This is a genomic window from Streptomyces sp. NPDC004266 (genome assembly GCF_042874095.1).
In the GTDB taxonomy this organism is placed as follows: domain Bacteria; phylum Actinomycetota; class Actinomycetes; order Streptomycetales; family Streptomycetaceae; genus Streptomyces.
Genome location: NZ_JBIAMM010000009.1, coordinates 306686 through 333475, shown reverse-complemented (window position 1 = coordinate 333475; position 26790 = coordinate 306686). Strand labels below are relative to the sequence as shown.

General features: G+C 71.9%; 25 protein-coding genes and 4 pseudogenes. 10 read left to right on the top strand and 19 right to left on the bottom strand.

Going from position 1 to position 26790, the window contains the following annotated elements; translation table 11 throughout:
• Positions 1-56 precede the first annotated feature (56 nt).
• Both ACFYUZ_RS23260 and ACFYUZ_RS23255 read right to left on the bottom strand, forming a co-directional pair.
• Positions 57-491: a hypothetical protein gene (locus ACFYUZ_RS23260; RefSeq protein ID WP_389312144.1), complete on the bottom strand. Its 435-nt coding sequence runs from the start codon at positions 489-491 to the stop codon at positions 57-59.
• Positions 492-533: 42 nt separating this feature from the next.
• The gene (locus tag ACFYUZ_RS23255) at positions 534-845 is read right to left on the bottom strand and encodes a hypothetical protein (protein WP_389312142.1); all 312 of its coding nucleotides are present in this window, start codon (positions 843-845) and stop codon (positions 534-536) included.
• Positions 846-1564: 719 nt separating this feature from the next.
• On the opposite strand from ACFYUZ_RS23255, the gene ACFYUZ_RS23250 reads away from it, so the two are divergent.
• From ACFYUZ_RS23250 to ACFYUZ_RS23225, 6 genes and pseudogenes are all read left to right on the top strand, one after another.
• On the top strand, positions 1565-2746 hold the full coding sequence (locus tag ACFYUZ_RS23250) for a PP2C family protein-serine/threonine phosphatase (protein WP_389312140.1): 1182 nt from the start codon (positions 1565-1567) through the stop codon (positions 2744-2746).
• Positions 2747-3686: 940 nt separating this feature from the next.
• Complete coding sequence (locus tag ACFYUZ_RS23245; RefSeq protein ID WP_389312139.1) at positions 3687-4085, top strand: ATP-binding protein; 399 nt, start codon at positions 3687-3689, stop codon at positions 4083-4085.
• Positions 4086-4348: 263 nt separating this feature from the next.
• Positions 4349-4576, top strand: a pseudogene (locus tag ACFYUZ_RS23240) (transposase); the annotation flags it as partial.
• 254 nt (positions 4577-4830) lie between these two features.
• A pseudogene (locus ACFYUZ_RS23235) lies at positions 4831-5033 on the top strand (transposase); the annotation flags it as partial.
• Positions 5034-5381: 348 nt separating this feature from the next.
• Positions 5382-5663 carry an SCO0607 family lipoprotein gene (locus tag ACFYUZ_RS23230; RefSeq protein ID WP_389312137.1) on the top strand — a complete coding sequence of 94 codons (282 nt, stop codon included), beginning with the start codon at positions 5382-5384 and terminating at the stop codon, positions 5661-5663.
• 167 nt (positions 5664-5830) lie between these two features.
• Positions 5831-6979 carry a PP2C family protein-serine/threonine phosphatase gene (locus ACFYUZ_RS23225; protein ID WP_389312136.1) on the top strand — a complete coding sequence of 383 codons (1149 nt, stop codon included), beginning with the start codon at positions 5831-5833 and terminating at the stop codon, positions 6977-6979.
• A 395-nt stretch (positions 6980-7374) separates the two neighbouring features.
• Here ACFYUZ_RS23225 and ctaD read toward each other — a convergent pair whose 3' ends face one another.
• The 4 genes from ctaD to ACFYUZ_RS23205 form a co-directional block, all read right to left on the bottom strand.
• Positions 7375-9096 (bottom strand): cytochrome c oxidase subunit I, encoded by a 1722-nt coding sequence (gene ctaD / locus ACFYUZ_RS23220; RefSeq protein ID WP_389312134.1) that lies wholly within the window; start codon positions 9094-9096, stop codon positions 7375-7377.
• A 645-nt stretch (positions 9097-9741) separates the two neighbouring features.
• The gene (locus ACFYUZ_RS23215) at positions 9742-10086 is read right to left on the bottom strand and encodes a hypothetical protein (RefSeq protein ID WP_389312132.1); all 345 of its coding nucleotides are present in this window, start codon (positions 10084-10086) and stop codon (positions 9742-9744) included.
• An 872-nt stretch (positions 10087-10958) separates the two neighbouring features.
• A complete protein-coding gene (locus ACFYUZ_RS23210) occupies positions 10959-11435 on the bottom strand; it encodes an SPW repeat protein (RefSeq protein WP_389312130.1) in 477 nt (158 codons plus the stop codon).
• 102 nt (positions 11436-11537) lie between these two features.
• On the bottom strand, positions 11538-11819 hold the full coding sequence (locus ACFYUZ_RS23205) for a hypothetical protein (RefSeq protein ID WP_389312129.1): 282 nt from the start codon (positions 11817-11819) through the stop codon (positions 11538-11540).
• A 282-nt stretch (positions 11820-12101) separates the two neighbouring features.
• On the opposite strand from ACFYUZ_RS23205, the gene ACFYUZ_RS23200 reads away from it, so the two are divergent.
• On the top strand, positions 12102-12323 hold the full coding sequence (locus ACFYUZ_RS23200; protein WP_389312127.1) for a hypothetical protein: 222 nt from the start codon (positions 12102-12104) through the stop codon (positions 12321-12323).
• Positions 12324-12432: 109 nt separating this feature from the next.
• On the opposite strand, the gene ACFYUZ_RS23195 is transcribed toward ACFYUZ_RS23200, so the two are convergent.
• The 5 genes from ACFYUZ_RS23195 to rpmG all read right to left on the bottom strand — a co-directional run bounded on the left by ACFYUZ_RS23195 (position 12433) and on the right by rpmG (position 15300).
• Positions 12433-13113: a DUF6445 family protein gene (locus tag ACFYUZ_RS23195; protein ID WP_389312125.1), complete on the bottom strand. Its 681-nt coding sequence runs from the start codon at positions 13111-13113 to the stop codon at positions 12433-12435.
• 288 nt (positions 13114-13401) lie between these two features.
• A complete protein-coding gene (gene rpsR / locus ACFYUZ_RS23190) occupies positions 13402-13638 on the bottom strand; it encodes a 30S ribosomal protein S18 (protein WP_389312123.1) in 237 nt (78 codons plus the stop codon).
• Between the two features lie 44 nt (positions 13639-13682).
• Positions 13683-14834 carry a CobW family GTP-binding protein gene (locus ACFYUZ_RS23185; RefSeq protein ID WP_389312121.1) on the bottom strand — a complete coding sequence of 384 codons (1152 nt, stop codon included), beginning with the start codon at positions 14832-14834 and terminating at the stop codon, positions 13683-13685.
• Positions 14834-15079: a type B 50S ribosomal protein L31 gene (locus ACFYUZ_RS23180; RefSeq protein ID WP_376630847.1), complete on the bottom strand. Its 246-nt coding sequence runs from the start codon at positions 15077-15079 to the stop codon at positions 14834-14836. Before ACFYUZ_RS23180 ends, ACFYUZ_RS23185 begins: the two co-directional genes overlap by 1 nt.
• Before the next feature lie 56 nt (positions 15080-15135).
• Positions 15136-15300, bottom strand: a complete 165-nt coding sequence (gene rpmG / locus ACFYUZ_RS23175) for a 50S ribosomal protein L33 (protein ID WP_376630849.1) — start codon at positions 15298-15300, stop codon at positions 15136-15138.
• 86 nt (positions 15301-15386) lie between these two features.
• Here rpmG and rpmB point away from each other — a divergent pair, with 86 nt between their 5' ends.
• From rpmB to ACFYUZ_RS23160, 3 genes and pseudogenes are all read left to right on the top strand, one after another.
• The gene (rpmB, locus tag ACFYUZ_RS23170) at positions 15387-15623 is read left to right on the top strand and encodes a 50S ribosomal protein L28 (protein ID WP_389312119.1); all 237 of its coding nucleotides are present in this window, start codon (positions 15387-15389) and stop codon (positions 15621-15623) included.
• On the top strand, positions 15623-15928 hold the full coding sequence (rpsN, locus tag ACFYUZ_RS23165) for a 30S ribosomal protein S14 (RefSeq protein ID WP_389312117.1): 306 nt from the start codon (positions 15623-15625) through the stop codon (positions 15926-15928). Before rpmB ends, rpsN begins: the two co-directional genes overlap by 1 nt.
• Before the next feature lie 437 nt (positions 15929-16365).
• Positions 16366-17521: pseudogene (locus tag ACFYUZ_RS23160) on the top strand (GTP-binding protein).
• Positions 17522-17654: 133 nt separating this feature from the next.
• Here the strand turns inward: ACFYUZ_RS23160 and ACFYUZ_RS23155 are convergent.
• The 8 genes and pseudogenes from ACFYUZ_RS23155 to ACFYUZ_RS23120 all read right to left on the bottom strand — a co-directional run bounded on the left by ACFYUZ_RS23155 (position 17655) and on the right by ACFYUZ_RS23120 (position 26754).
• Positions 17655-18533, bottom strand: a complete 879-nt coding sequence (locus ACFYUZ_RS23155) for an anchored repeat-type ABC transporter permease subunit (protein ID WP_389312115.1) — start codon at positions 18531-18533, stop codon at positions 17655-17657.
• Positions 18530-19309, bottom strand: coding sequence for an anchored repeat-type ABC transporter ATP-binding subunit (locus ACFYUZ_RS23150; protein ID WP_389312113.1), 780 nt, complete (start codon positions 19307-19309; stop codon positions 18530-18532). The genes ACFYUZ_RS23155 and ACFYUZ_RS23150 overlap by 4 nt, the downstream gene beginning before the upstream one ends.
• Positions 19306-20949, bottom strand: coding sequence for a choice-of-anchor M domain-containing protein (locus ACFYUZ_RS23145; RefSeq protein WP_389312111.1), 1644 nt, complete (start codon positions 20947-20949; stop codon positions 19306-19308). The genes ACFYUZ_RS23150 and ACFYUZ_RS23145 overlap by 4 nt, the downstream gene beginning before the upstream one ends.
• Positions 20946-22490 carry an anchored repeat ABC transporter, substrate-binding protein gene (locus ACFYUZ_RS23140; protein ID WP_389312109.1) on the bottom strand — a complete coding sequence of 515 codons (1545 nt, stop codon included), beginning with the start codon at positions 22488-22490 and terminating at the stop codon, positions 20946-20948. Before ACFYUZ_RS23140 ends, ACFYUZ_RS23145 begins: the two co-directional genes overlap by 4 nt.
• Before the next feature lie 76 nt (positions 22491-22566).
• Positions 22567-24282 carry a choice-of-anchor M domain-containing protein gene (locus tag ACFYUZ_RS23135; protein WP_389312108.1) on the bottom strand — a complete coding sequence of 572 codons (1716 nt, stop codon included), beginning with the start codon at positions 24280-24282 and terminating at the stop codon, positions 22567-22569.
• A gap of 76 nt (positions 24283-24358) precedes the next feature.
• Complete coding sequence (locus ACFYUZ_RS23130) at positions 24359-25018, bottom strand: choice-of-anchor M domain-containing protein (protein WP_389312106.1); 660 nt, start codon at positions 25016-25018, stop codon at positions 24359-24361.
• A gap of 374 nt (positions 25019-25392) precedes the next feature.
• Positions 25393-25551: pseudogene (locus ACFYUZ_RS23125) on the bottom strand (pirin family protein); the annotation flags it as partial.
• Between the two features lie 204 nt (positions 25552-25755).
• A complete protein-coding gene (locus ACFYUZ_RS23120) occupies positions 25756-26754 on the bottom strand; it encodes an NEW3 domain-containing protein (protein ID WP_389312104.1) in 999 nt (332 codons plus the stop codon).
• Positions 26755-26790 lie beyond the last annotated feature (36 nt).

Sequence of the window (26790 nt, the reverse complement as noted above, 5' to 3'; positions counted from 1 at the left end):
ACGTAAGGCCGTCCATCGCACCGGACCGTGCCACGAAGGCACGTCCCACCCCTTGCTCACGACTCGATGCGCGCCCTGGTTGCGGCGTCGGTGAAGGTGGGCGTTCCACCTGTGGTTCCGGAGGCGCTGCCGTTCCCGTCGGAGTGCGTCGTGGAGCGTCCGCACGCCAGGGTCGAGGATCCGTCCCCCCAGTGCTCGGATCCGAGGCACGACCACGCGCGGCCGGGGCGCGCGAGCCGCCGCGAGGACCGCCTCGTCCGGTTCCTCCCATCCCCCCAGGGGCCGGGCGGAGGCACGGCGGTGTCCTTGTCCTGCCCGGGAGAGCGAGATCCTCGTACGAGCCGTCCTGCGGTGTCCCGGCTCGGCTCGGGGCCGTACAGGGCGGCCCCGATCTCGCAGAGGTCGGCGCTGACATCGTCGAGACCCTCGACGATGTCCGGCGAGCGCCGGTGGTCGACGACGTACCGCTCGATCGTGACGATCCGCGACACGCTCCACCGCGCTTTCCTGCGGCGCGCATGCCGGGCCGACGGCTACGCGCCGCCCGGCCGGGGAGAGCGGGTGACGAGGATGAAGCCCTCCGGATGGGCGACGGCCCTGAAACCTGCCTCTTTGAGGACCGCCACAAGAGCGCCGGCCGTGCCGGCCCGGCCACCGGAGACCTCTGGTCGGGCAGCGCGATCGGCATCGACCGGGGGAGCGCCGAGGGCGGCTCCGGCCGGGCTACCGGCGGGCCAGGTGACGACTACGCCGTAGACGTGCTCGTGGAGGTCCAGACCGTTATCGGTGTCGTACCCGGCGGCGGCCAGGACGGATCGGACGGCAGCGGTCAGTTCGAGGGCCACGGCGCCTCTTCCGGTGAAAGCGGGGCGCGCTGCCGCCGGCCGGAGGAGCAGCCCCGGCACAGCGGAGCCGGGGGCGGCCGGCGGGAGCCGGAGGCTTGCGCACAGGCGCCGGGCCCGGGCGAGGACGAGGGCGCTGCGAGATGCCGACGCCGGGCCGGCCGGTTCCGCCGGACCGGCATCTGCTGGGAGCGGTGGGTGAACAGGAGTGTCTCGGCCTGCCGGGCGGCCGTCGCCCCCTCTGGCCTGTCGAGGTCCCCCGGAAGCGTCGGGTGGAGGGCCCCTTCATCGGCGGCGTACCCGACGGGCATGTCTCCTCCCGCTTGCAGAGGGCACGGCTCCATGTCGCAGGGCGCTCTGCGGAGCAGCACGGCAGAGGGCAGCGAATTCATCGTCTTCTGATTTCTGTCGGACAAGGAGATCGGGATGCACGGGAGTGGTGCAGGCGTGGAGGCCGACAGGACCGGGTTCCTCCGCCTGCCGGGGCCACGCGGGAAAAGCGGTTCATGGCGTGATCGTCTTGCCGGAGCCGCCGAGCGAGGGGTAGCGGTTTGATCCCCGCGGTAAGGGCCGGGTACACGCGGAACGGTGGGGCGGCTTCGCCGGCCTCGAGGAGCCGGGTGACTTGCCGACCGGGCGCGTAACCGGGTCGGCGTCCGCTTGGGCCGCTACGCTCGGTACCTGGTGGGCCGTGCCCTGTGCGCCGGCGGAAGGGCTTTGCCATGGAGTCGCGCGAGAAGGTGCTGGCGGACCTGATTGCCGATTCCCGCCTGGTGACGGGGCGGGACCTTGCCGGGCTCGTGTCCCGGTCGGGTCGGCTCATGGGCCTGGACGGCACCTGCATGTACGTGACCGACCTGCAGCAGACCAGCCTGGTGGCGCTGCCGCAGCCGGCGACAGCCGAGACGCAGACGCTGGACATCGACGGCTCGCTGGCGGGCCTGGCCTACCGCACGGAGCGGATACAGCGTTCGCGGGACGGCGGCACCGTCTGGGTGCCGATGATCGACGGCATCGAGCGCCTCGGCGTACTGAAGGCCACCGCACCAGATCTTGACGAGAGCCTGATCGGGTGGTGCGAGGCGCTGGCGAGTGTGGCGGCTCTGCTGCTGGTGTCGAAGTCGTCGCACAACGACCTGCTGACCGAGATGGAGCGGCGCCGGAGGATGACGGTGCAGGGCGAGCTGGTGTGGGCGTTCCTGCCGCCGCGCACGATCGGGACCGCGCGCGTGACGTCGTCCGCGGTGCTGGAGCCCGCGTACGACATCGGCGGGGACGCGTTCGACCACAGCCTCACCGAGGACGCGCTGCACCTGACGCTGCTGGACTCCATGGGCCACGACCTCGCGTCCGGCGGCGCGAGCGCGGCCGGCCTCGCCGCCTGCCGGGCCACACGCCGCTCCGGCGGCACCCTCGCGGACATCGTTCCGGCGATCGACACCATCTTGAGCGAGTGGTTCACCGACCGGCTCATGACCGCGGTCATCGCCAACCTGAACGTCCTCGACGGCACGTTCACCTGGGTCAACTGCGCCCATCCGCCGCCGCTGCTGATCCGCGACGGCCGGGTGCTGCCGCGCATGCTCGAACGGGAGCCCGATCTGCCCCTCGGGTGGGCCTTCCACACCGCCTCCCCGCCGACGGTGCACCGCACGCGTCTGCAGCCCGGCGACCGGGTCCTGCTCTACAGCGACGGCGTCACCGAGGCCCGCTCCACCCAGGGGGACCTCTTCGGCGAGGAGCGGCTCGCCGACACCGTCATCCGTGCGATGGCCGCGGGCGATCCGGCCCCGGAAGCCCTGCGCCGCCTGCTGCAGGAGCTCTTGAACCATCAGGACCAACACCTCCGGGACGACGCCACCATCGTGCTGGCCGAGTGGCACCCCGGCCCCGACAGACCCTGATGCGAAGCAAGGGCCTCCCCCGGCCCCCATGCCCCGTGAGCGATCGCCGGCGGCTTCACGGACGGTCGGTCCACCGTGGTGGTCGGTCCGACGGCGCGGCATCCGTCGGCGAGTGCGCCGAGTCCGACGGCTTTGACGAGGCCGTCGATGCCGGGGGTCGTCGGGCGCCGGCAGGCCGGCTCGTCGGCGGCCCGGGCCATGAGCTCGGGGGACTACGCCCGGGGTGCTTCGAATGTGGCGGCGGGTCTTCGCCGGGGCCTCTCAGCACAGGGTTCGGCACTTCTCCCCCGGCCACTGGACTGCGAGCTTGTACCTGCTTCCCGAGGCCGTGGGGCGGTGACGTCGGACGCGCCGGGCGGTGCGAGGGTCGAGTCACGCGAGGCCTTCGCTGTGGCGGCCTTCGGTCTTCGGTCTTCGGCGAGGTCGACGACGCGGCCCGTGCCGGTCAGCTCCAGCAGTCGTCCGATCTGGCTGGTCGGTCGGATTCTCCCCGGGGGCTGAGCAGCCACGTCCCGGCGGAAGCGGTGGGCTCGCGCGTGATCACCGCGACGCCGTTCGGCGATCCGTAGGCGTGGGACCCCCTCGCCAGGAGGTCCCACGGGCCCCGTCCTCCGCGAAACCACGGATCACACCCGTACGAATGCGCCCGGCTTTCACCAACGGACAAGGCAGCTGGTCTCGCTCCCGGTCCGCTCCCCACGGCGGCGCATGGGTGCACCGAAGCAGCCGCGACCTCAGAAGGAATTCCCCTTTCGCATACAAATGGGTGAATAAGGGCATCACCCCTCTTGTCGTGCTTCCGAGTGGAGCGTCCTCCGACAGGAGCTGCACGTCGGCGGGACGGGCCACATTTCGGGGGAGACAGCTACACCGTGTGCATGGCCGGTGGCGGCGTTGGGCAGGGGCCGTTTCGGAGACCGCGCGGGCAGGAGGATCGATCATGGCGGCCCCCATCAGGCGGCACTGCGATATTCACGGCCCGTATGCGGCGGCCCGGGCCAGAGCGGAGGTCCACCGTCTGGTCCAGGAGGCGCTGCTCGCCGGCGGCCTGGTGGACCAGGCGGTGGAGGACGACGCAGCTCTCGTGGTGAGCGAGCTGGTCGGCAACGCCGTGCGGCACGCCGGCGGTGTGTGTTCCCTGGACCTGTCGCTCGAGCCGGACGGCCTCGACATCGACGTCAGCGATTCCAGTCCCGAAACGCCCCGCCCGAGGGCGACCGACACGACCAGCGAAGGCGGCCGGGGCTGGGGCATCGTCGCCCGCCTGACCAGCGAACTGAGCGTGCAGGGTGATGGGCGCGGCAAGACCGTACACGCCCACATCGACCAGGCTCACTGACCCCGCCCGGTGCGGGGTGCACACCAGCCGCATCCGAAGCGCCCTCGCGCTCCACCCGGCACCGGCACCGGCACCGAGATGCCCCCGCACGGTCACTCCACCGGGCAGGGGTTCGCAGATGATCCTGCCGCAGGAGCACTCGGTCGTAGCCGTCGTCTCCGGGCAGCCCGGTACGGGACGTGGTCCACCACCCCGACGCCGAGGGCTTCGACTCGCTCCACCCGAAATACTCCGGCGGACGGCCGAGAACGTTCACCCGGCTGGATGTGCGCATCGCGATCATCTGCGACCACTACTCCCCGCACCTGACCACCAAGCGGTGCCGCCGGGTGGCGGCCTGGGCCGGGGTGCGCAACGTGGAGAGCGCTCCTACCCCGGCCAACAGATCATGGCTGAACCGGATCGAGGCCCGGTTCACCGCCATGCGCTGCTTCACGCTCGACGGCACCGATCATGCCAGCCACAGGGAGCAGGGCAGCGTGATCAGCCGCTCATAGAGCCCGACCACACGCTCATCCGACTCACCCTCATCGTGGTGGTCGGAGGTGCACCGGTCGAACATCGCACGCGCCGCCGCGGCGTCAGCCGATTCGTCCATCGCCAGAACCGCAAGATCGAAACTCACGGCGTCGTCTTCCACCCTGCCGCATCGGAACGACTCGCGGGCCGAAGGTTGCCTGATGCGGCACTAAATCGTGTCCGACGGGTCGTGCGACGCTCTTACTGGGGGCTCGTTCTGGGGGGCGTGGGGCAGGGAGATCTTTCGGACGAAGAGTGGGCTCGGCGGGAGCCGCCCTTGCCTACGAATCGCGGGCGGGGGGACGCCGGCAATGCCACCGTCGTGTGATCAACGGAACTCTGTTCCGGCAGCGGACCGGTCTCCCCTCGCGGGGCCTGCCGTCCCGCTTCGGCACTTGGAAGACGGTTCACGATCGTCGTCGAAGGCGGTAGGCGGACGGCACGTGGGGGCATGGGGATCAGGTCCGGCAACGTCCGGCGCCGCGACACCAACCAGCACGGCCGGCGACGTCCCCGGCACCCCGCCTCACGGCCACCCGGCCCGCTGACAAGGCCCGCAGCCGCTCGGCGTACCGGGTACCGGCAACGGTGACGCATCTCCTTGGGCTGCGGCCGGTTGAGCATCCAGCCGCCCGCCTTTGAGTACGCGTACTCACGGCACGGCGGCCCTCCGGTGGAGAGAGTTGTGCCAGACCGAACGAAATGGAGACCGCCGTGCACACGCCCCGAAAGACGAGTCCCTCCGCCACTGCCACGCGTCGCCGAAAGGCCCGCCTCATGGCTGCTGTTCTCGCGAGCGCGGCCGCAGCCGTGGCCCTCACCGGATGCGCCGGCTTCGAGTACGAGGAGGACGTCTGCAGCAGCGGCGAGTACCCCGTCATGTCCGTGGGCGGTACCGGGTCCGCCTGTGTCTCGGATGACCAGGAGCCCCCGGCCGGTTTCGTGCGGTACCCGCAGGGCAAGGTGCCGCAGCAGGTCGGCGACAAGTGGGACGTGTACTGGGACACCCACACGCTCGACAAGGACGGCCACATCATCGACGCCCCGGACGCGGGCTGACCCGGAAAGACTGATTCGGCCGGCTCGCCCGTCAGCGGTCGGGGCTTCAGCCGCCGGGCCAGGTGATCGGGCCCTCCTCGGGTTCCTGTCCGGTCTCGCACGGCGACGGGTCCCGGCACCCGGAGCGGCGCATCCCGCTTTGCGCAGGCAGGTGGAAGGCTTGGGATATGCCCCTTCGAGCATGGTGGGACGCCCGGCGTTCCTGGGAGCCGGGTCACGCCCCCGCGCTGCTGGTGATCCCGCTGGTGCTGATCGTCACGGTCTGTGTGGTGGACGTGCTGTCGCCGCCGCGCATCCACCTCGGCCCCCTGCTCGTGGCGGCGCCCGCGATCACGGTGGCGTTCGCCGGCGCCCGCATGACGGCGGTCATGGGGGCTCTCGCGGTAGCGGCCCAGGTGCTGATCGGCGCACTCAGAGGGGTCTCGGACACCGCCAACGTCCAGGCCCAGATCGCCGCCCTGGTCGTCGTCTCGGCCGTCTGTGTCACCGTCTGCCTGGTGCGGGACCGGCACGAGCGGCAGCTGCACCGGGTGCGCTCGGTGGCCGAGGCAGCCCAGAGCGTGCTGCTGCGGCCACTGCCCCCGCGCGCCGGCCCGCTGCGGATCGCCGGCCTCTACATCCCCGCCGAGGAGGAGGCCGAGCTGGGCGGAGACCTGTACGCGGCCGCCCGCACCGCCCACCACAGCACCCGGTTCCTCATCGGCGACGTGCGCGGCAGCGGCCTGGGCGCCATCGGCAACACCGCCCTGTTGCTCGGCGCCTTCCGGGCCGCCGCCCACCGGCAGGCCACCCTGCCCCGCCTCGCCGTCCACCTGGACGCCGCGTTCCGCTGGGACGCCTGCCAATGGCGATCACCGACGGGTCAGGAGGCCACCGAGGACTTCGCCACCGCCGCGCTGGTCGACATCCCCGACCACGACCCGGTGGTCCACCTCATCAGCTGCGGACACCCACCGCCGCTCATCCTCCGCGGAAACCGGCTCATCCCGCTCGTGGCGGAGGCGAGCCACCTCCCCATCGGACTCGGCGGGACTTTCGGCATCGCCGACTACACCGTCCAGACCTTCCCCTTCGAAGCCGGCGACCTGCTGCTCCTCTACACCGACGGCGTCATCGAGGCACGCGACACCGACGGCCACTTCTACCCGTTCACCGAACGGGCGCCGCAGTGGACCACGGACGACCCCGACGAACTCCTCGACCATCTCGAGACCGACCTGCTGGCCCACGTCCACGGACACCTCGACGACGACGCGGCCGTCGTCGCCATCCGCCGCCTGGCGGTCCCCCCTCCGCCACCCGACCCGGCCCGGTGAACAGAGGCGGGTCGTCTTCGCCCCGGCGACCGGCACGGCAGCCTGGACCCGGAACATGCCACTTGGTCCGTTACGGTCTCCTCGGCACCGCGCCCCGCGACCGCCAGGGCGACCACCAGCTCGACCGCCGGGGCGCCGCTCAGACAGGCGGGCTGCTTCCCTCTTCTCTCGGGGCCCGAGCCAGGGGAACCGGCGGGCGAGGGCAATGCCCGCCGCGGCGGCCTCGGTCCTGGCGTGCTGTGCGAGCAGGTAGCCCTCCAGCCGGGCGATGCCTGCGGTCACCTCCGTGGCGAGGGCGTGCGGGCCGCGCTCACGACCCCCGGAAAGCCATGGAGAGCCACCGCCCCCGTCGCCCACGGAGCCTATGCCCCGCGGTTCCCGACAATCGGGCGTGGTCATGCTTCACCGCCGTGCCGAGGGCTCTGTCTGGCGCCGGGGTCGTCGATGACGTCCCGCTTGTGCGTCCGGTCGTAGTCGAGGGCCGCGAGGCTGGGGAAGTTGAGGTCGAAGGCCGGGGATTCGGAGCGGATGCGCGGAATGGCGGGGAAGTTGTGGCGGGGCGGCGGGCAGGAGGTCGCCCATTCCAGGGAGCGGCCGAAGCCCCACGGGTCGTCCACGGTGACCCGCGGGGCGGTCTTGGCCGTCTTCCAGACGTTGTAGAAGAACGGCAGGGTCGACATGCCCAGCAGGAACGCGCCGATGGAGGAGACGGTGTTCAGCGTCGTGAATCCGTCGGCCTGCAGGTAGTCGGCGTAGCGGCGGGGCATTCCCTCGGCCCCGAGCCAGTGCTGGACGAGGAACGTGGTGTGGAAACCGACGAAGAGCGTCCAGAAATGGATCTTGCCGAGCCTTTCGTCGAGCATGGTCCCGGTCATCTTGGGCCACCAGAAGTAGAAACCGGCGAACATCGCGAAGACGACCGTCCCGAAGACCACGTAGTGGAAGTGGGCGACGACGAAATAGCTGTCGGTCACGTGGAAGTCCATGGGCGGCGAGGCCAGGATGATCCCGGTCAGACCGCCGAACAGGAAGGTGACGAGGAATCCGATGGACCACAGCATCGGAGTCTCGAACGAGAGCGACCCGTTCCACATCGTGCCGATCCAGTTGAAGAACTTCACCCCCGTGGGGACCGCGATCAGGAAGGTCATGAAGGAGAAGAACGGCAGCAGGACCGCACCGGTGGCGAACATGTGGTGCGCCCACACCGTCACCGACAGGCCTGCGATGGCGATCGTGGCGCCGATGAGCCCCACGTAGCCGAAGATCGGCTTGCGGGAGAAGACCGGCAGGATCTCCGTGACGATGCCGAAGAAGGGCAGCGCGATGATGTAGACCTCGGGATGCCCGAAGAACCAGAACAGGTGCTGCCACAGCAGGGCTCCGCCGTTGGCCGGGTCGTAGACGTGCGCGCCGAACTGCCGGTCCGCCTCGAGCGCGAACAGCGCCGCCGCCAGGACGGGGAACGCGAACAGCACGAGCACCGAGGTCAGCAGCACGTTCCAGGTGAAGATCGGCATCCGGAACATCGTCATGCCCGGGGCGCGCATGCAGATGATCGTGGTGATGAAGTTGACCGCACCGAGGATCGTCCCGAAGCCGCCGAGCGCGAGCCCCATGATCCACATGTCGCCGCCGACGTACGGGGTGCGTTCTCCGCCGCTGAGCGGCGTGTAGGCGGTCCATCCGAAGTCCGCGGTGCCCTGGCTGGTGAAGATGCCGCAGAAGGCGATCAGCCCGCCGAAGAGGAACAGCCAGTACGACAGCATGTTCAGCCGCGGGAAGGCGACGTCGGGCGAGCCGATCTGCAACGGCATGATCGCGTTGGCGAAGCCGGCGAAAGTGGGGGTGGCGAACAGCAGCAGCATCACCGTGCCGTGGAGGGTGAACGCCTGGTTGTACTGCTCGGGAGAGACGAGCTGCAGACCCGGCCGCGCCAGTTCCGCGCGGATCACCAGGGCGAGCATTCCACCGAGCAGGAAGAAGACGAACGACGTGATCAGGTAGAGATGCCCGATCTTCTTGTGGTCCGTCGTCGTCAGCCAGTCCACGACGATGCCTCCCCTGCGCCTCTTCCGGACGGACACGAGGGTGGGCGGCTCCGTGGAGGTGACCATGGGGACTCCGGCGAGGGGCGTAGAGAAACGCGCTTGGGCAGGGTCACCGTAGGCGCAGGCCACCGTCGACACCCGCCAGGACACGCATGCCTGGAAACCGGGGAGGCATCGCAGAGGCGCTGACCTGCGGATCTCCACCCTTCGCGCGGCGACGATCATCCGTACGGCGGGCGTGCGTGGGCCCGTGCGACGGTACGACCCGACTCGCCCGGGAGGCAGAGGTGAAGCGGGCGTATCGCATGCTTCTCGTGAATGTGAACGTGAGCGTGAGTGCGCCGCCGCTGCGTCGGTCCCCCGACACCGACCTGGCGGGGAAGAACCTGACCGCCGGCTGGTCACGGCCTGCCTGCCCCAAGGCCGGCCCGCGTTCATCCTCGGCGCGGCCGTCGACAAGGGCCTCACCGTGCGTGGCGCGCCCGCCGCCACAGGGCCTACTCAGCGGCGGTTCCTGTGGGACGGGGGCGTACACCGTCTTGTGGAGCAGGTCCACCAGCAGTTCCTTGCGCGGCCAGGTCTGCGGCGACGCTCCGGCACCGGTGGCGTTCTCCAGGACCTGGTCGTCGGTCAGCCGTAAGAGGGCGCGGACCGGGCGGAAGCCGCCGGACGGCGCGGACCCGAGTGGGCCATGCCGGGGCGAAGGGCACCTCAGATCGGGGAGAGGCGAGCGCTCCCGTCGGGGCCGGGTGCGGACGACCACTGCGGGCTGCTGCGGAACCAGGCGTTCAGCCAGAGCGCCTGGAAGGCGGCGTCAAGGAGATAGACCCGCCGGATGCGGCCGGAGGTGGCGTACCCGACGTCCACCATGAGCAGGGTGACGGCCGTGCCGGTGCCCAGCCGGCGTGCGCCCGCCGTTCCCGCTGCCGTTCCGGCTCCGCGGATTTGAGCCCATCCGATGGCGACGAGCAGCCCGGAGACGGTCTGCAGCAGCCACACGTCGGCCTTCGGGCCGGTGATCCCCTCGAAGCTGCGTCTGTGGATCAGAGGCCACATGCCGCTCACGAGGTGGAACCAGCCGTGCGCTCGGGCGACAGCCGGAGGAGTCATCATCTTGCCCACCGATCCCTTGCCCACCTGTGCACCGGCCGAGCACCGTTGCGACCCGACCGGACAGGCGATCGACAGAGGGGCGACTGCCCACGCCCGCACCCCCCAAGCGGAGCAGCGCGATCTCCCCCTCCTGCCAGGTGGACCTCCTGGGGTGGGAATCGACCATGTCGAACGGCTTTCCACGTGCGAGCACCCTCGCGGGAGGTGTGTCCCCGCCGCAGGGATCTTCGTACGACGGCGAAGCCCGCCTGGGCGCCGCGCCGCGAGCCGGGCGGTACGCAGGCGACCCGATGCTGTGCGGGAGGGAAGCAGGAGGTGGAGCGTGGCGCAGTACGTACCGGGAAGTCGTCGTGCGGGCAGACCACGGACCCGTCCCACCGCGTGCGGGCAGCGGGGCAACGCGGGCCGTGGTGTAGCGAGGGGCGAAGGAGGCAGCCGGTCCCGGCCGCGAGGACCGCCGGTCGATCGCGGTGGGCGCGCCCCCGGGCTTCGCCAGGTACCGAACGGCGGTCGGCTCAAGCGCTGCGGCGCCGCCCCCTCGACGCCGACGGCCTGTGGTTCCTGCACCGCACGCCGCTGTTCGCAGCGGCTCGGCACCGGCCGCTCCTCCACGCGGTGGTGCAGGCCCACGTCATGCGTCATGACCGCCGGTCTGCCCTCCGCCCTCGCCGTCTGCCGACTCGACCCCGTACGGCACCGGAGCGCCCCGGCGTCACAGCCCCGGACGCCGTGGACGCGTTCGACAGGAGCTTGCGGAGGGACACGGGTCCGGACCCGGCGTCGGTGACGGGCCGGGTCCGGGCTCCCGTCAGGAATCAGTGGTCTCCTGCCATGGGGTGGCGTCGGTCGCGGGAGCCGCCCCGGGTGTCGGCGCGGTCGCGGGCCGCGGACGCGGCGGCGAGGGCCAGGAGGGTGGCGATGGCTCCCGTGATGAGGTTGCTGGTGATGGAGCGGGTGTGGGCGACGTCGCCCGCGACGACCCACGGGGCGACGCAGGTCCAGATGCCGATGACGGCGGCGGCCCAGGCCATGGAGTGGGTGCGTTCGTAGGAGGTGCCGAGGCCGCCGAGGAGCAGCATGTAGGCGAGTCCGGCGATGAGGTTGGTGACGGCCAGGGTGGTGAAGCCGTTGAAGCCCACTATCCAGGGGGACGCGGCGAGGAAGAGGCCGGTGATCAGGGCGAGGGCCTCGATCATCTGGGCTCGTGGGGTGGCGGCGGCCCTGTCGTGCCGGGCGCGCAGTTCCATCAGGTCGGGGTGTTCTTCGATCGGTGCGCGATGAGTTGACGCCATGATGACCTCCGAGAGAAGTTCACCCACCGCCTACCCATAAATTACGCATAAACGGATGAAACGGACGAATATTGTGCTGCGGCGTGCGGGGACCCTCTGAGGTCATGGCTCGTGAGCCGCCCGGGTCGCGCGGACGGGGTCGGGGGCGCCCGCCGCTCCGGCCGTGTGGCGCGAGCCGTCGGCGCGCGCGGCCGGGCGCAGGGGCCTGTCCGGCGTGGCGCGCGGCAGCGAGTCGAGGGCTGCGGCGGACCCCATCGACCCCACCGACAGGGCGATCGCGGCGCCGGCGCGGCTCCAGGCGGCCGACCGGCCGTCCCGCGGTCGGCCGATCAGGAGCAGGGCCGGAGGGCACCGGAAGGCCTCGTCCTCGATCTCCCGGCGCACGCCCGTGCCGCCCAGGGGGTGCCCCGCCGCCCAGTACGCAGGCGTCGAGGCGGCCCGCCTCCCGGGCCCGCAGGATCGCGGGAAGGATCGCGCACTCGACGAACGTGACCGGCGGGGCGTCGGGAGCGGACCCGCGCCCGGGGTCGGCGCCTGTCGCGCCGCCCCGGAATCGAGATGTTCAGAAATGCGCAAATGGGGTATTTCCGCATGTTCGGCATCGGTCGAACGTCCACCCGTTCCTCACGGGCGGGCAGGCGACGTCAGGACATGGCGGTGAGAGCGATGGCTCAATGCAAGATCCCCGACTACCGCACCGACCACCGCGGCCGGCACTGGACGCACGCCCTGCGCTGCGCGCAGAAGGCGGGAGCCGTCATCGTCACCGACGAGACGGAGGAACCGGTGACCTACGCGTACGAGGATTCCGGACCCGGCCGTTTCAGGCCGTGGATCACCGCGGCCGGCTCCCGCCACGACAGTCACGATGTCCATCCCGAATGGTGACCGCGAACAGCGCACGACTCCGACGAAGACCTCCGGACCCCGACACGGACGGTTCGCCGGTGGGCCGGGAACGGCCACCGCGTTCCCGGCCGTTCCCGCCCGGCGCCGGCTAGGCCATCCAGAAGAAGACGGCTGTCATCCGCTTGTCCTCCAGGGTGGTGCCGGTGTAAGCCGTCGCGGTGTGGATGAGGTTGGCCGCGTACAGCAGCAGGCGGTTGTAGCGGGGCGGGACGCGCAGGTCCTCGGTGAAGGAGTCCTCCGGCACGAAGCGAGTGCCCAGCGCGTCGACCAGATTGTCGTGCGGGGCGAGCACCTGGTTCCCGCCGAGCACACCGCCGGGCAGGTTCTGGCGGTAGAAGCTGGTGCCGCAGTCCTCGGGCAGGTCCGGGCTGAGATAGAGCACCGCCGCGTAGCGGCACAGGCTGCGGGAGTCGGTGTGCGGGCGCGGTGCGCATTCGCCCTCGCCGACGACCTGGACGCAGTTGTGGTTGAAGGTGCCGCCGCCGGCGGGGTCCACGGTCCAGAGCCTCGGGACCCCGACGGTCCTGCGCACCAGCTTCTCCACGTGCGCGAGCTCCGCCGGTTCGAGGCCGGGCATCGTGCGCAGTCCCGGCCACGGCTCGGGCTTGTGGGGGTAGCCCTCCACCCAGTCGTCCCGTTCGAGCATGCGGGCCCGTACGGCGTCGGGGTCGGGCAGGACGTCGTCCAGGAGCCAGTAGTCCCGACCGCGGGTGGGTCTGCGGTACGGCAGGACCTGAAGCGCGCCGGGGCGTGGGGGGTATGACGGCATGGCGGGAACGCTAGTGCGAGGAAGGATGGGTCCCGCCAAGGCGCCGCCAAAGCGCCGCCAAGACTGCGGCAAGACCTCACCATGCAGGCAATCCGGAGGGAAAGAAGGCCCCAGCGACCGGCGACTCGCCGCCCGGCTCGCCGCCCTCACCCGGGCGCGCTCACGGGCCGCCCGGGCCGTCGAAGCGTGCGGCCGACCGCGACCCGTCGGCAGCCGGGGCGGGCCGGCCCGCCCCGGCTGCGGACGGCGAGAACCACGAACGCCGCAACGGCATCGAGCGGACGACGGTCAGCGACCGGCGTACGGCAGCAGGGCCGCCTCCCGGGCGTTCTTGATCGCGGTGGCGAGGGCCCGCTGCTGCCGGGCGGTCACGCGGGTGACGCGGCGGCTGCGGATCTTGCCCCGGTCGGAGATGAACCTCCGCAGCAGGTCGGTGTCCTTGTAGTCGATGTACGTGATTCCGGCCGCGTCGAGCGGGTTGGGGCGGGGCTTCACGGGCTTGCGGGGGTCGGGGCGTCGGGCCATGTCGCGGCTCCTTCGGTCGAGCGTTTCGGTGGGGTCGTACGAGGTCAGGCGGCGTCGAGGAGGGAGTCGAAGGCGGCGGGCAGGCGCGTCCACGCCTCGCGTCCCGCCCGGTACTCGTCGTCCGTCAGCAGGCAGGAGTCGAGGAGTCGTTCGAGCCCGCCCCGGTCGAGACCGGGCGAGGTGAAGACGAGGTGCTGGCAGCGGTCGCCGTGCTCGGGGTGCCAGTCGAGCGCGGCGGCCGCGCGGCGCACGGGCGGGACCATCTCCCAGGCGGCGTCGGGCAGTGACGCCAGCCAGGGGCCGGCGCTCTCCACGCACAGCGCTCCGCCTGCGGCGTCCCAGGCGAGGAGCGTGTCGGGACGGTCGGCCAGCCAGAAGCGGCCTCGGCTGCGGGCCGCCGCGCAGCACAGGTCCTCGAGCGCCTCGTACAGCCGTTCCGGATGGAACGGCCGGTGGCGGCGCCAGACGAAGGTGGTGACGCCGGCCTCGTCGGCGTCCTGGGGCAGCAGCGCGCACGCGGGGTGCTGGGCGGCCGCGGCGGCCTCGACGTCGAAGCCGGCGAACGCGGCTTCGACGAGTTCGCCGGAAGGCGCCGCCACCCGGCGCGCGGTGGGGTGCAGCTGAGCGAGGAGCGCGCGGTCCTCGTCGTCGGCCTCTCCGCTGTCGACGACGGCGAGGACGGGTGCGTACTCCAGCTGCCGGGCCCAGGTGTCGCCGACGGTCCGCCGGTCGGTGGGGGCGGCCGCGAGGCCGGCTTCGGCCAGGTCGTCGCCGTTGCCGAGGTACGGCAGGACGAGCGCCGGGTCCACGGCGGTGATCACGTTCGTCACGGCGAGGCGGTCTCCGCCGTGTGCGGCGATGACCTCCGCCATGGTCTTCGGTTCGACCGAGTCCCACAACTCGACCACGGCGAGGCGGGTCGGACCGCCGTCCGCCATCCGTGCCAGCTCCGGGACGAGGTCCTCGCGCAGCGCGCAGCAGGCGCAGTCGTCGACCAGGGGCGCCTCGCCGGAGGAGACGGGGCCCGAGGCGTCGCGGACGAGACGCAGCACCGTGCCGTCGGGCGCTCCGGCGAGGTCGTGGTGCAGCGCGACGCTGCCCGGAACGGTCCGCAGGAGGCTGTCGACGACCTCCTTTCGCGCCTCGGCGTGCAGTCCGGCGACGATCACGACGGGCATCCGGTGTCCCTGGTCCATCAACGGGCTCCGTAGCGGCGCTGGAACTTCTCGACGCGACCGGCGGTGTCGAGGACGCGCGCCGTACCCGTGTAGAAGGGGTGGCTCGCGGAGGAGATCTCCACGTCGACGACCGGGTAGGTGTTGCCGTCCTCCCACTCGACGGTCTTGTCGCCGGTCATCGTCGACCGGGTGAGAAAAGCGGTGCCGGAGGCGGAGTCGCGGAAGACGACGGGCTCGTAGGCGGGGTGGATTCCGGGCTTCATGGCGGGACCTTTCGATGGTCGGGGGTCTGGCGGGGGTGCGGAGTCGGGCGGAGTGGTCAGCGCTCCTCGCGGAAGTCGACGTGTCGGCCGACGACGGGGTCGTACTTGCGCAGCACGAGGCGGTCGGGGTCGTTGCGGCGGTTCTTGCGCGTGACGTACGTGAACCCGGTGCCCGCCGTGGAGCGGAGCTTGACGACCGGGCGGATCTCGTTGCGTGCCATGCCGCGAGTATATGGGAACGATTTTCATTTCCGATACCGCTACAGTGGGCCCCTCACCCCAGCCAGCAGGAAAGGCGGCACCACCCATGTCAGCTCACTGCCAACTGACCGGCGCCAAGCCGGGCTTCGGCAACGCGATCTCCCACTCCCACCGGCGCACCTCACGCCGTTTCGACCCGAACGTCCAGCGCAAGCGCTACTGGCTGCCCAGCGAGGGACGGCACGTCCGGCTCACCCTGAGCGCCAAGGCGATCAGGACGGTGGACGCGATCGGCGTCGAAGCCGCCGTGGCGCGCATCCGTGCCCGAGGGGGGAAGGTCTGATGGCGAAGCGAAGCAAGATCGCGAAGAACGAGAAGCGCAAGCGGACCGTCGAGCGGTACGCCGTCCGGCGAGCCGAACTCAAGGAGATCATCCGCCGCCCGTCCTCCACGGGGGCCGAACGGGACGCCGCCCTGGCGGAGTTGCGCCGACAGCCGCGCGACGCCAGCGCCACGCGCGTACGCAACCGCGACAGCACGGACGGCCGCCCCCGCGGCTACCTGCGCAAGTTCGGCCTCTCCCGCGTGCGGGCGCGCCGACAGGCACACGCCGGCTTCCTTCCGGGAGTGACCAAGTCCTCCTGGTGAAGGCGGGCTTGACGGCACTTTCGGCCCACCGGCCGGCAGCGGCATAGCCATCCATTGAAAATGGATGCCATGAGCGTTTAGGGTCGTCCACGTCCGCGTGTGGACCTGCGGGGCCGCGAGGGGACCCGAGGGCCGCACGCGGACATCCGAGAAGTCGAGGCGTCAGCCTCTCCGTCGCCCTCCGGGGCGGCCGACCGGCGCCCGCCCATCGGCGGCCGACCGGCCCGCACCTCGACGTCGACCGCATCGGCGACGCTCCGGGTGCCGCCTCGGTCACCGACACCGAACTTTCGCCGGGCCGCACGAGTCGGCCCCGTCGGTCGGATCACCCTCGTCAGCCCTACGGGACCATATGGACGGCGTCGTCCCCCCGGGTCCCGCAGCGTCTGGTGAAGGCGTACGAGCACGGCCTCGTCCAGCCGGAGGGCCGAGCGCTCATGACGCCCGCCGACCGGCTTCCCGTGACCGTGTTGTCCGGGTTTCTCGGGGCCGGGAAGACCACCCTGCTCAACCACGTGCTCCGCAACCGCGAAGGACTGCGGGTCGCGGTCATCGTCAACGACACGAGCGAGGTCAACATCGACGCCGCGCTCGTGCGCGGCGGTGAGGCGGCCCTGTCCCGCACCCAGGAGCGTCTGGTCGAGATGACCAACGGGTGCATCTGCTGCACCTTGCGCGACGACCTGCCGGAGGAGGTCGACCGGCTCGCCCGGGAAGGACGCCTCGGCTGTCTGCTCGTCGAGTCGAGCGGCATCTCCGAGCCGATGCCCGTGGCCGCGACGTTCTCCTTCCCCCGCGACGACGGGGCGCCCCTCGGCGACCTCGCCCGCCTGGACACGATGGTGACCGTCGTGGACGCCGCGGGCTTCCTGCCGGAGCTCGACGGCGGCGACGAACTCGTGACCCGCGGCCTGGATCAGTACGAGGACGACGAACGCACGGTGAGCGATCTCCTGAGGGATCAGGTCGAGTTCGCGGACGTCATCGTCCTCAACAAGCTCGACCTGGTCGGCCCGGAGGAGGCGCGCCGGCTGCGCGCGACGCTGTCCCGGCTCAGCCCGGAGGCGCGGATCGTCCCGGCCGTCCGCGGACGGGTACCCCTCGAACACGTCCTGGGGACCGGTCTGTTCGACGCCGAGCGGGCGCAGCAGGCCCCCGGCCGGGTGAAGGAGCTCAACGGCGACCACGTACCGGAGACCGAGCAGTACGGCATCTCCTCGCTCGTGTTCCGTGCCGGCCTGCCCTTCCCTCCCGGGCGTCTGTGGGCCTTCGTCACCGAGGGCCTGGACAGCGGCGCCTTCGGGCGGGTCCTGCGCTCCAAGGGATTCTTCCGGCCGGCCGGCCCCGGGTGACGGGCCTGTGGTCCCAGGCCGGCGCCGTCGCCCGGTTCGAACCGTCCGGCGCCCGCGACCCGGAGACCACGCAGGGCCAGGAACTCGTCTTCCTCGGCACCGGCCTGCGCGTCGACGCCCTGCACGCGGCGCTGGAAGCCTGCCTGCCGGCGCCGGGCGAGGCCGTCCCGCCGACGACGACTTCCCCGCGTGGGAGACGTACGGCATCGAGGGCGCCCGCGAGCACGAGCAGGCGGCCTGACACACCTGCCCGGCATGCTCCGGGCCGGACGGTGGTCGCAGCCACGGCACCGTCCGGCCCGGCTTTTCCATGCTTGTGGGGCGCCGCGAGATCTCGCGGCGCCCCGGTCTTCGTTTCCTTTCCCGTCCGTCGCCTACCCGGCCGGCTCCGGCGAGGGCCGCCCTGTCGGCACCGCCCGGCGGCGGGCGCGGGCCAGGAGGCCGTGCTTCGGGGCGAGGCACCAGGTGAGGGCGAAGAGCCCGGTGAGCACGACGACGATGGAGCCGCCGGCCGCCAGGTCGTACGCGTACGAGGCGTACAGCCCGCCCAGAGTGCCGCCGCAGCCGATGCCGGACGCCAGCAGCGTCATGACACCGAGCCGGTCGGTGAGCATGCGCGCGGTCGCGGCGGGGGTGATGAGCAGCGCGAGGACGAGGATGTTGCCGACCGCCTCCAGCGACATGACGATCGTCGTCGTCACCACGGTGTGGAGGAGCAGGTCGAGGCCGAGGACCGGCAGGCCTGCGGCGCGGGCCGTCTCGCGGTCCAGGGTCACGGCGACGAGTTCCCTGCGCAGGAGAAGGACGACGGAGACGAGTACGGCTCCGAGTCCCGCCACCGTCCACACGTCCTCCGGGCCGACGGCAAGGACCTGGCCGAACAGGAAGGAGGACAGGTCGGTCGTCCAGCTGTCCCGGGTGGACACGAGGACGATGCCGAGGCCGAAGGCGAACGCGAAGAACACCCCGATGACGGTGTCCTCCTTCAGCCGCCTGTTCTGGGAGACGAAGGCGATGAGGACGGCGGTGGTGATGCCGGCGGCGGCGCCGCCGAGCAGCAGGTTGCCCTCCAGGGCGTACGCGAGCGCGACGCCGGGGAACGCGGAGTGGGCCACGGCGTCGCCGATGAAGGCCATGCCCCGCAGGACGACGAAGACGCCGACGACCCCGCAGACGAGGCCGACGACCGCGGCCACCGCGAAGGCACGCTGCATGAAGGGGAGTTCCCAGGGAGCGAGGAGGAAGTCGGTCACGCCGCCGCCTCCGCGTCCGCATCCGCATCCGCCGTGGGCCGCTGCGCCGCGCCCGCCCGGTCCAGGCCGAAGGCCTGGAGCATGCGGTCCGGGTCGGAAAGCAGCTCCGGGCCGCCCTCCGCGACCACCGTCCGGTTGAGCAGGACGACGCGGGTGCAGGTGCGGGCGGCGGCCGCCAGATCGTGTGTGGTCATGAGCAGGGCCGTTCCGTCCTCGGCCAGCCGGCCGAACAGGTCGTTCAGGAGCTCCTGCGTGGGGACGTCGACGCCGGTGAACGGCTCGTCCAGAAGCAGGATGTGCGGCTCGGCGGCCAGGGCGCGGGCCACGAGGACGCGCTGACGCTGCCCTCCGGACAGCTCGCCGATGGGCCTGCGCCGCAGGTCCGTGAGGCCGCTGAGTTCCAGCGCCCGGTCCACGGCGGCATGGTCCGCCGTCGTCGGTCTGCGCAGCCAGCCCGTGTGCCGCGTTCGGCCGGACAGGACGGCGCCGGCGATATCGACGGGGAAGTCCCAGGCGAACTCGTGGCGCTGGGGGACGTAGCCGATGAGGCGTCGGGCCTCCGACACGGGCCGCCCGGCCACCAGGACGCGGCCGGCCGACAGGGGGGTGAGGCCGAGGACGGCGCGCAGCAGGGTCGTCTTGCCGGCGCCGTTGGGTCCGATCAGCCCGACCAGTTCGCCGCCGCCGACGGAGAGACGCGCGTCCTGGAGCGCGATGCGGCCGCCGAGGGCGACGGTGACCCCATCGGCCCGCAGTACGGGATCGCCGTCGCTCATGCCCTTGTCCCGTTCCGCTGGTCCCGGCGGCGGTCGAACACGACGAGAGCGGCACCGGCGGCGGCGAGCGCCACGGCACCGGCGCCCGCGAGTGCGACGTCTCCCGCACCGGTGTCGGCCATGGAGCCCGAGGACCCTTCGCCGCCCTCCGCGCCGTTCCCGCTCCCACCGGACACGGTCGTGCCGCCTCCGGCGCCCGGCCGGCCGCCCGTACCCGAGGAAGACCCCCCGGTCCCGGACCCGCCGACGGACCCACTGCCGGACCCGGCGCCCGGCGGGTCGGCGGAACCCGGGTCCGTCTCGTCGCCGACCACAAACGTGAGCGTCTCCGTGTCGGTCGAGGTCGAGCCGTTCGCCAGGGTCCCGGTCATGGAGACGGTGAGTCGGTGGACGCCTTCGCCGCCGAAGGCCCAACCGCCGTGGGCGTGGGTGCCGGCCGGGACGTCGACGGCGTCCGGCACCCCGTCCTTGCTGTTGAACAGGACGTTCGCACCCGACAGCCCGTCGTACGTGTACAGGGTGAAGCCGCCGGGTCCCTCGGCCTTCGCCAGGGCGAACTTCACGCCGCCCTTGAGGGCGCCTGCCTCGACGTTGTCGGTGGACCAGCCCGGCCACAGCAGGCCCTCCTGCTGGACCTGGTCGAGCAGCCAGACCGGTGCGCCGGCCTCGCCCAGGAAGGAGAAGGCGTTCCCGGACGGAATCCGCTTCTTCGCGGCCGCCCCCACACGGAGCTCCACCGAGGACGGCTCGCGCCAGGTGGTCCTCCCGGCGACCGTGCCGTCCTTGACCTGGATCTGCAGCTTCCCGTCGACGACCCGGGCGGCGATGTCGACGTGTCCTTCCCCGAGCACCTTCTTCTCCGTGGCGGCTTTCGTCGTATCGGGTGTCTCCGCCGTCGTCACGGCGCCCACCGGCTCCCTGCCCGACTGTGCGGCGCCCAGGGCCGGGGCACGCCCGGCGGAGGGCGGGGTGACGGTCCGGAACCGCCCGGGGGCGGCGCCGGAACCGTCCTCGACGGGCGGCGTCGGCCCGGCCGTGGGCGGGGAGGAAGCAGGGGGCGTGGAGAGGGCGTCGTCGCCGACGCGTACCGTCAGCGTGGTCGTCCGGCGGACCGGGGCGGTCTCCGCCGCGGTGGGGGTGAGGGTGAGCAGGTACGTCCCCGGGGCGGTGAACGCCCAGCGGGCCACGGACGGCAGCGTGGTGCCGGCTGGACGAGGCGGTATCGGGTAACCGTCCTCGGGCAACCCGTCGATGCCGCCGCTGTGCGCCAGCAGCTCGGGGGCCGCCCCCTCCCCCGCACGGTGGATGACGAGGGCGCCGGGCCCGTCGACGCCCGTGAGAGTCAGTCCGGCGGTGTCGGCGGGCTCCTCGATGTCCCATGTCTCCGCTCCCGGCTCGCCGAGGAACGCGTGGGCAGCGTCGTCCGGTACGACCGTCACGTGGGTGTCGTCGATGTCGACCGACAGAACGGTGCCGTGTCCGGGCGAGGTGGCAGGGGCTTCCCGCGCCCCCGCCGCGGCCGTGCCGGGCTGGTCGGGTGCCGCGACGGCCGCTGCGGCGGGGGCCAGGACCAGGGCCGTACAGAGCGCGCAGCCCAGCGCGATCCGGCCGGATGTCGCCTTCTTCCGTGTGCTCGTCATCGGGTCGTGCTTCCCTTTCCGCCCAGGCAGCGGGCGAGTTCGTCGGCGTTGTGGCGCATCATCCCGACGTAGTCGTGGACCTCGTCGTCGAAGGAGTCGCCGTAGATCGTGCACAGGCCCACGCCCTCGTCCCGGGCCACGCGGCGCAGGATGTCGGCGCGTGCGGCGAGGTTGGGTTCGAGGAAGACGGCCGGGACCTTCTTCTCCCGGATGGTGCGGCGCAGCCGTTCGACCTCCGACGCGCTCGGTTCCTGGCCGGGAACGGGGACGACGAAGCCGGCGACCTCCATCCCGTACGCCTGGGCGAGGTAGCCGAACGCGTCGTGCGTGGTGATGAGCTTGCGGTGTGCCGCGGGGACGGTCGCCAGGGTGGTGGCGACGTTCTTGTGGAGGTCGGCGAGCGTGCGCAGGTACGCCTCGGCGTTGCGCTCGTAGACGGCCCTGCCCGCGGGGTCGGCCTTGGCGAGTTCGGTCTCGATGCGGCGGACGTACGCCTCGGCGTTGGAGACGTCGCCCCAGGCGTGCGGGTCCGTGTCGCCGTGGACGTGCTTGCCGATGACGGCCTGTGGCAGGACCCAGATGTCCCGGCCGGCAGCACCGAGGAAGCGGTACTGCTCCTCCTCGGGCACCTTCCGCTTCGCCCGGTCGGGGACGTTCAGCACGACGGCCGCGCCGGGTATGCGCACCCGCTCGCCGGTGGCCTCGTCGTCGGTCCGTACGTAGACGGACTTCTGCCGGGCGTCGAGGGCGAGGTCGGCGTGTCCGCCGTCGAGGGTCCTGCGGCCCTGGGCCGCCTTGTCGTGTGCGGCGCCGCCGACGGTGAAGGTGACGGTGCCCTGCCCCGCGTCGGTGGTCGTTCCGTCCAGGGCCTCGACCCGGCCGCGTACGGTCAGCTCGTACGTACCCGGCTTCGTGAAGACCCAGTTGACGTGGGTGTGCGCCTCGGGCGGCAGGGTGAAGGAGTCCTTCGCGTCGAGTCCGTCGGTCGAGTCGACGTAGCTGGTGGGGTTGCCGAGGGTGTCGGTGAGGTAGACGTGCAGGTCTCCCGGGCCGGTGAGCTTCACGGCGCTGGTGCGGACACGGGCCCCCTCGCCGGCGACCTCGCCCTCCACGGCCCAGCCGAGCCACAGCACGTCGAGTCCGAGGTCCTCCTCCAGTTTCATGACGCGGCCGCCGAACTGCTCCAGTTCGTCGGCGATCTCGACCTTCGGCGCGCCCTTGCGGGCGTTGTTGTGGATCATCTTGATGATCCCGGGCTCTTCCAGGAGCAGCCCGTTGGAGAAGACGAGGTCGGCCCGGGCGACCCCGGCCGTGTCGCCGGGGCTGGGTTCGTAGGAGTGCGGGTCGCCGTGGTGCGGGACGATCGAGGTGACGTCGACGCGTTCGCCGCCGACCTGGCGCACCAGGTCGGCGATGATGCCGGTGGTCGTCGAGACCGTCAGGGCGGCGTCGGAGGCACCGGGGCCGGGGCCGGAGCAGCCGGCCAGCAGCAGGGCACCGGCCAGTGCGAGGGCGGTTCTTCGTGGTGCGGTGGTGCGCACGACGGAAACTCCTTGGTGGGTGGGGAGGACCGGCTCCGGGGGTGGGAGGGACGGCTGTGGCCCCCGGAGCCGGTGGTCAGTGGGCGGTGTCGGACGGGTCCTCGTGTCGACGGCGTGCGGCCAGGAAGGCCACCGCTCCTGCGCAGACCGCGGCGACCGCCAGGCCGGTCGGCAGGAGGGCTGTGGCTCCGGTGGAGGCCAGGCGGCCGCCGGTGGCCTGCCCGCCGTTCCCGGTGCCGCCGTCGTCCGCCCGCGGGGTGTCCGTGCCCTGGGGGTGGTGCGGACCGCCGGGTGACGACGCGGACGCGGACGGGGAGGGCTCCGGGTCGGTCGTCGGGGTGGTGCTGGGCGGGGCGGTCGGTGGGGCGGTCGGTGTGGTGGACGGCGTCCTGGTCGGTGGGGCGGCCGTGGGGGCGGTGGGCTCGGTGCCCTGCCCCGGCTTCACCGTCGTGGGGTCGACGGCCCCGACCGCCCAGGCGATCGTCGCCGTGTCGCTGACCTTCGTTCCGTCGGTGAGGGTGGCTGCGACGGTGAAGGTCGTGCGGTAGACGCCTTCCTTCGTGAAGGCCCAGGCGGAGTGGGAGTGGCTGCCGGCGGTGTGCTCGATCGCGTCGGGCAGTCCGTCGCCGCTGTCGAGGAGGACGGTGCTGTCCATCGAGTTGTCGTTGATGACGGCGAGGGTGCCGGGGCCCCGGAGGGAGTCGAGCCGGTAGGTGATCCTTCCCCTGACCTGGGTCGCGGGGAGTTCCTCGGTGTTCCAGCCGGGCCAGACGAGTCCGGCGAGCCGGCTGGACGGGAGCCACCAGACGGGGTCTCCGGGGGTGCCGAGGAAGGCGTAGGCCTCGCTGATACGACGCTTGGCGGCGGGTCTGACGTGGATGACGACGGCGTCGGGCTCGTGCCGGCGGGGGCTCTGGAGCGTGCCGTCCTTGATCTGGAGGGCGAGCTTCCCGGCCCCCGCCGGACGCGCGGCCAGGTCGATGTGCCCGTCGTCGATGATGTGCGCGGCGGGCGCCGTCGGGGTCGGAAGGGGGGACGTCGGCGTGGGAGTCGGCGTGGGCGTGGCCGTCGGGGTGCTGCCGTCCCCCGGCCGTACCCGGGTGGGATCCGTGGCACCGACGGCGACGGCGAGGGTCTCGGTGTCGCTGACCTCGCTGCCGTCGGCCAGGGTCGCGCTGACGGTGAGGGTGAGCCGGTGGACGCCCTCGGCGGCGAATCCCCACGTGGGGGCGAACCGTTCCGTTCCCCGGGGCAGCGCGAAGGAACGGTGGTCGGGATCGTCGCTGTTGAGGTGCTGGACGGGTTCCCGGTCGGACCACTCCATCTCTTCGGTGAAGGTGTAGAGCGCGAAGCGCCCCTCCCCCTGGGCGCGGTCGAGCGCGACCTCGACCGACTGCGCCCCGCTGAGCCCCGTCCAGCCGGGTGTCAGGGCGAAGACGTCCTGCGCGTGCCGGCCGTTCAGGAACCACCCGTACAGTCCGTCGCCCAGGACCGGGTTGACCGGCGAGAGGATCGACTCCTTCGTCTCGGGCCCCACGCGCAGCACCACCTCCGAGGGTTCACGCATGACCGTGCCGTTGCCGGTCCGGTCGGCGATCCGCAGGTCGAGCCGGCCCTCGGCGAGCCGCGGTGCGAAGTCGACGTCGCCCTGGGCCAGCACGACGGCCCCGCTTCCGGCGTGGGCGGTCCCGCTGCCCGCGGCGACCAGCCCGGCGGCTGCGGCGAGCAGCGCGGCGGCCAGGGTGGCGGCGGTCGCCGCGACGGCGCGCCGGCCGTGTGTCAGGACGCGCATGGTCCTGCCTTCCTTGCCGAGGCGGTGACCCGTCCGCGCGGCGGGCACGGGCGGGTCACCGCGGTCTGGTCGCCGGTCAGTCGGTGACGGTGACGGTGTACGTGTCGGTGGCCGTCTTGGTGACGCCGCCCACGGTGCCGGTGACGGTGAAGGTCACCTTGTAGGTGCCGGGCTCCTCGAAGGCCCAGTTGGCGTGGTCGTGCGCGCCGACGGCGAACGTCTTGGTCTTGTACGAGGTGGCGGTGCCGCTGTCGTAGTAGCGGTCCACGGTCGAGCCGTTGACCTTGTAGACGCTGAAGTCGTCGGTGGCGGCGCCGTCGCGGGTCACCGTGCCGAGCTTGTACTGCACGGTGTTGCCGGCGAACACGCCGGTGGCCAGGTGCTCGGTGGAGATGCCGGGCCACAGGATGTTCTTGGCGGTCGCCGCGGCCTGGTCCTGCGGCAGGACCCAGACCTGGGCGCCGGTGCCGAGGAAGGCGTACTGCGTGCCGGTCGGGCGCGCGATCTTGGCGGCGGCCGGCACGGAGAGCACCGCGTCGGCCGGGTTGTGCTCGACCGCGTTCGTCTCGTCGTGCACGTGCAGCGTGAGCGCGGCCCCGTCCCAGTCCGCGTCCACGAGGTCGACGTGACCGGTGGAAAGCGTGGTCGCGGCGACCGCGGAGCCGTTGAGCCCGGCCACGGCGAGCACGGTGGCGGCGACGCCGGTGACGGTCATCAGGCGCTTACGGGTATGCAAAGGAACCCCCCACGGGTCATGTCCATGGCTCTCATGAACACCGGGACGATAATCATTTTCATTAACCGGCCGCAACCCCGTCTCGTCGGACGCGCACACCCTCACCCCATCTAGGGACGGCGCACGCCGACGGGCTAGATGGACTTGGATTTCATGTTCATCTAGTGTGAGGGCGACTCCGCACGAGCCATGAGGGGTGATGCGCAGGGGTGGCCGGATGACCCGGCAGCACCGTTCGGTCACGAGCACACGTGCGGCCTGGAGACCGACGGCCAGGTCGACGTCGTACGCGACGAGACGGACGGGCGGCTCACGGGAAGCACACCCGCCGGCCGCGCGACTGCGGAAGGAGCTGAGAAAACCCCAGGCCGGCTGCGTGCCGGGTTCTTGCGCGGCGCGATCCGGGCGGTGGGGAGGGCGGGGAGGCGGTCGCCGGGACAGCCCTCGACCTCGCCGAAGCGGTCGGAGGCCTTCTCCCACTCCTCGCGGGCCTCGGGGTTGTCCTCGTGGCTGCGGCCGATGAAGTTCCACCACCACTTCATCCGCCGAAGGTTCCGCGGTTCAGAGACATTCTGGTCCATCGAGGTGAGCAGGAGACGGCATCGGAGCGCCTCCGGCCATGCGCGTCCCATGGCGCGAAGTCCGGCGCGCAGTTGGTCGACAACAGCGCCGGACGACGCCGCCGGCCGGCGGAGGACGGGTCCTCCGCCGGCCGGCGCACGTGGTGTCCGCGGGTCTTACGGAGCCACCGCGATGTCGAAGACGTGGACGGCGGCATTGGCCGGGAGGACCACGAGTTCGACCTCCTTGGCCGGGTCCAGGGCGACGGAGTGGGCGAAGACCCGATAGTCGATGCCGGCGTTGCCGTACCCATAGGGACGGTTGCGGCCGTCCGTCGACTTCACGAGCGTCGCGCCGTGTGCCGTCGGCTCCTGGAACGACCAGTTGGGGAAGCCGATCGACCCCGTGGTGCTCGACCCGTCGGCGTAGAACACCGTCGTCGTGCCGGCCGCCCCGAAGCCGACGCCGGAGCCGAGGAAGACCAGCTTGCTGCCCTTTCCGGCGACCTTCACGGCCTGTCCGGTGCTCGACACGCTGTTCTTGGTGCCGGGGGCCGCGGCAGGCCAGGTCAGCTGGGCGCCGAGGGCGCTGACCGACGCTCCGGGCGTCAGTCCGACCGCGGCGAGCTTCTGCGCGGAGAAGCTGTTGCCCTCGCCGTCGAACTCACCGGCCCGGGTGTCGTTCTCGTCGGTGACGGCGACCTTGTTGTACGCGTCGGAAAGGCGGGCCAGCACGGGGCCGGAACGCTCGACCCGCGTGCCCGTGGCGGTGCCCCGGCCGTCGCCTCCCTTGTAGGTGGCGGTGGCCGTGAACGTGCGCATGGTGAAGCCCCCGCGCTGTTCGGGCACCTGGATCCGGAACTCCGCCGTGGCCGCGGCACCCGGCTTGTACGTGCCGTCGACGCTGACCACCGCGGGCTGCACGGCCCAGCCGACGGGGCCGTTGAACGTGACGTCGAGCCGGTTCAGGCGCTCGGGTCCCGCGTTGGTGACGGTGACCTTCACCTCCGAGATGGCGGGGCCGTTCAGGTCGATGGGGTCGATCGTCACCTGGGTGCGCGCCTCGGGCGCGGCCGGGTCCTGCGGCGCGGCGACCGCGGGGGTGGACGTGAACGCCGCTGCCGCCACCGCCAGCGCCGCCACGGCTCTTCGGGCTGCGGTCACTTGTACGGGCATGGATGCTCGCTCCTTCTCTCACGGTTCGGGCAGTGC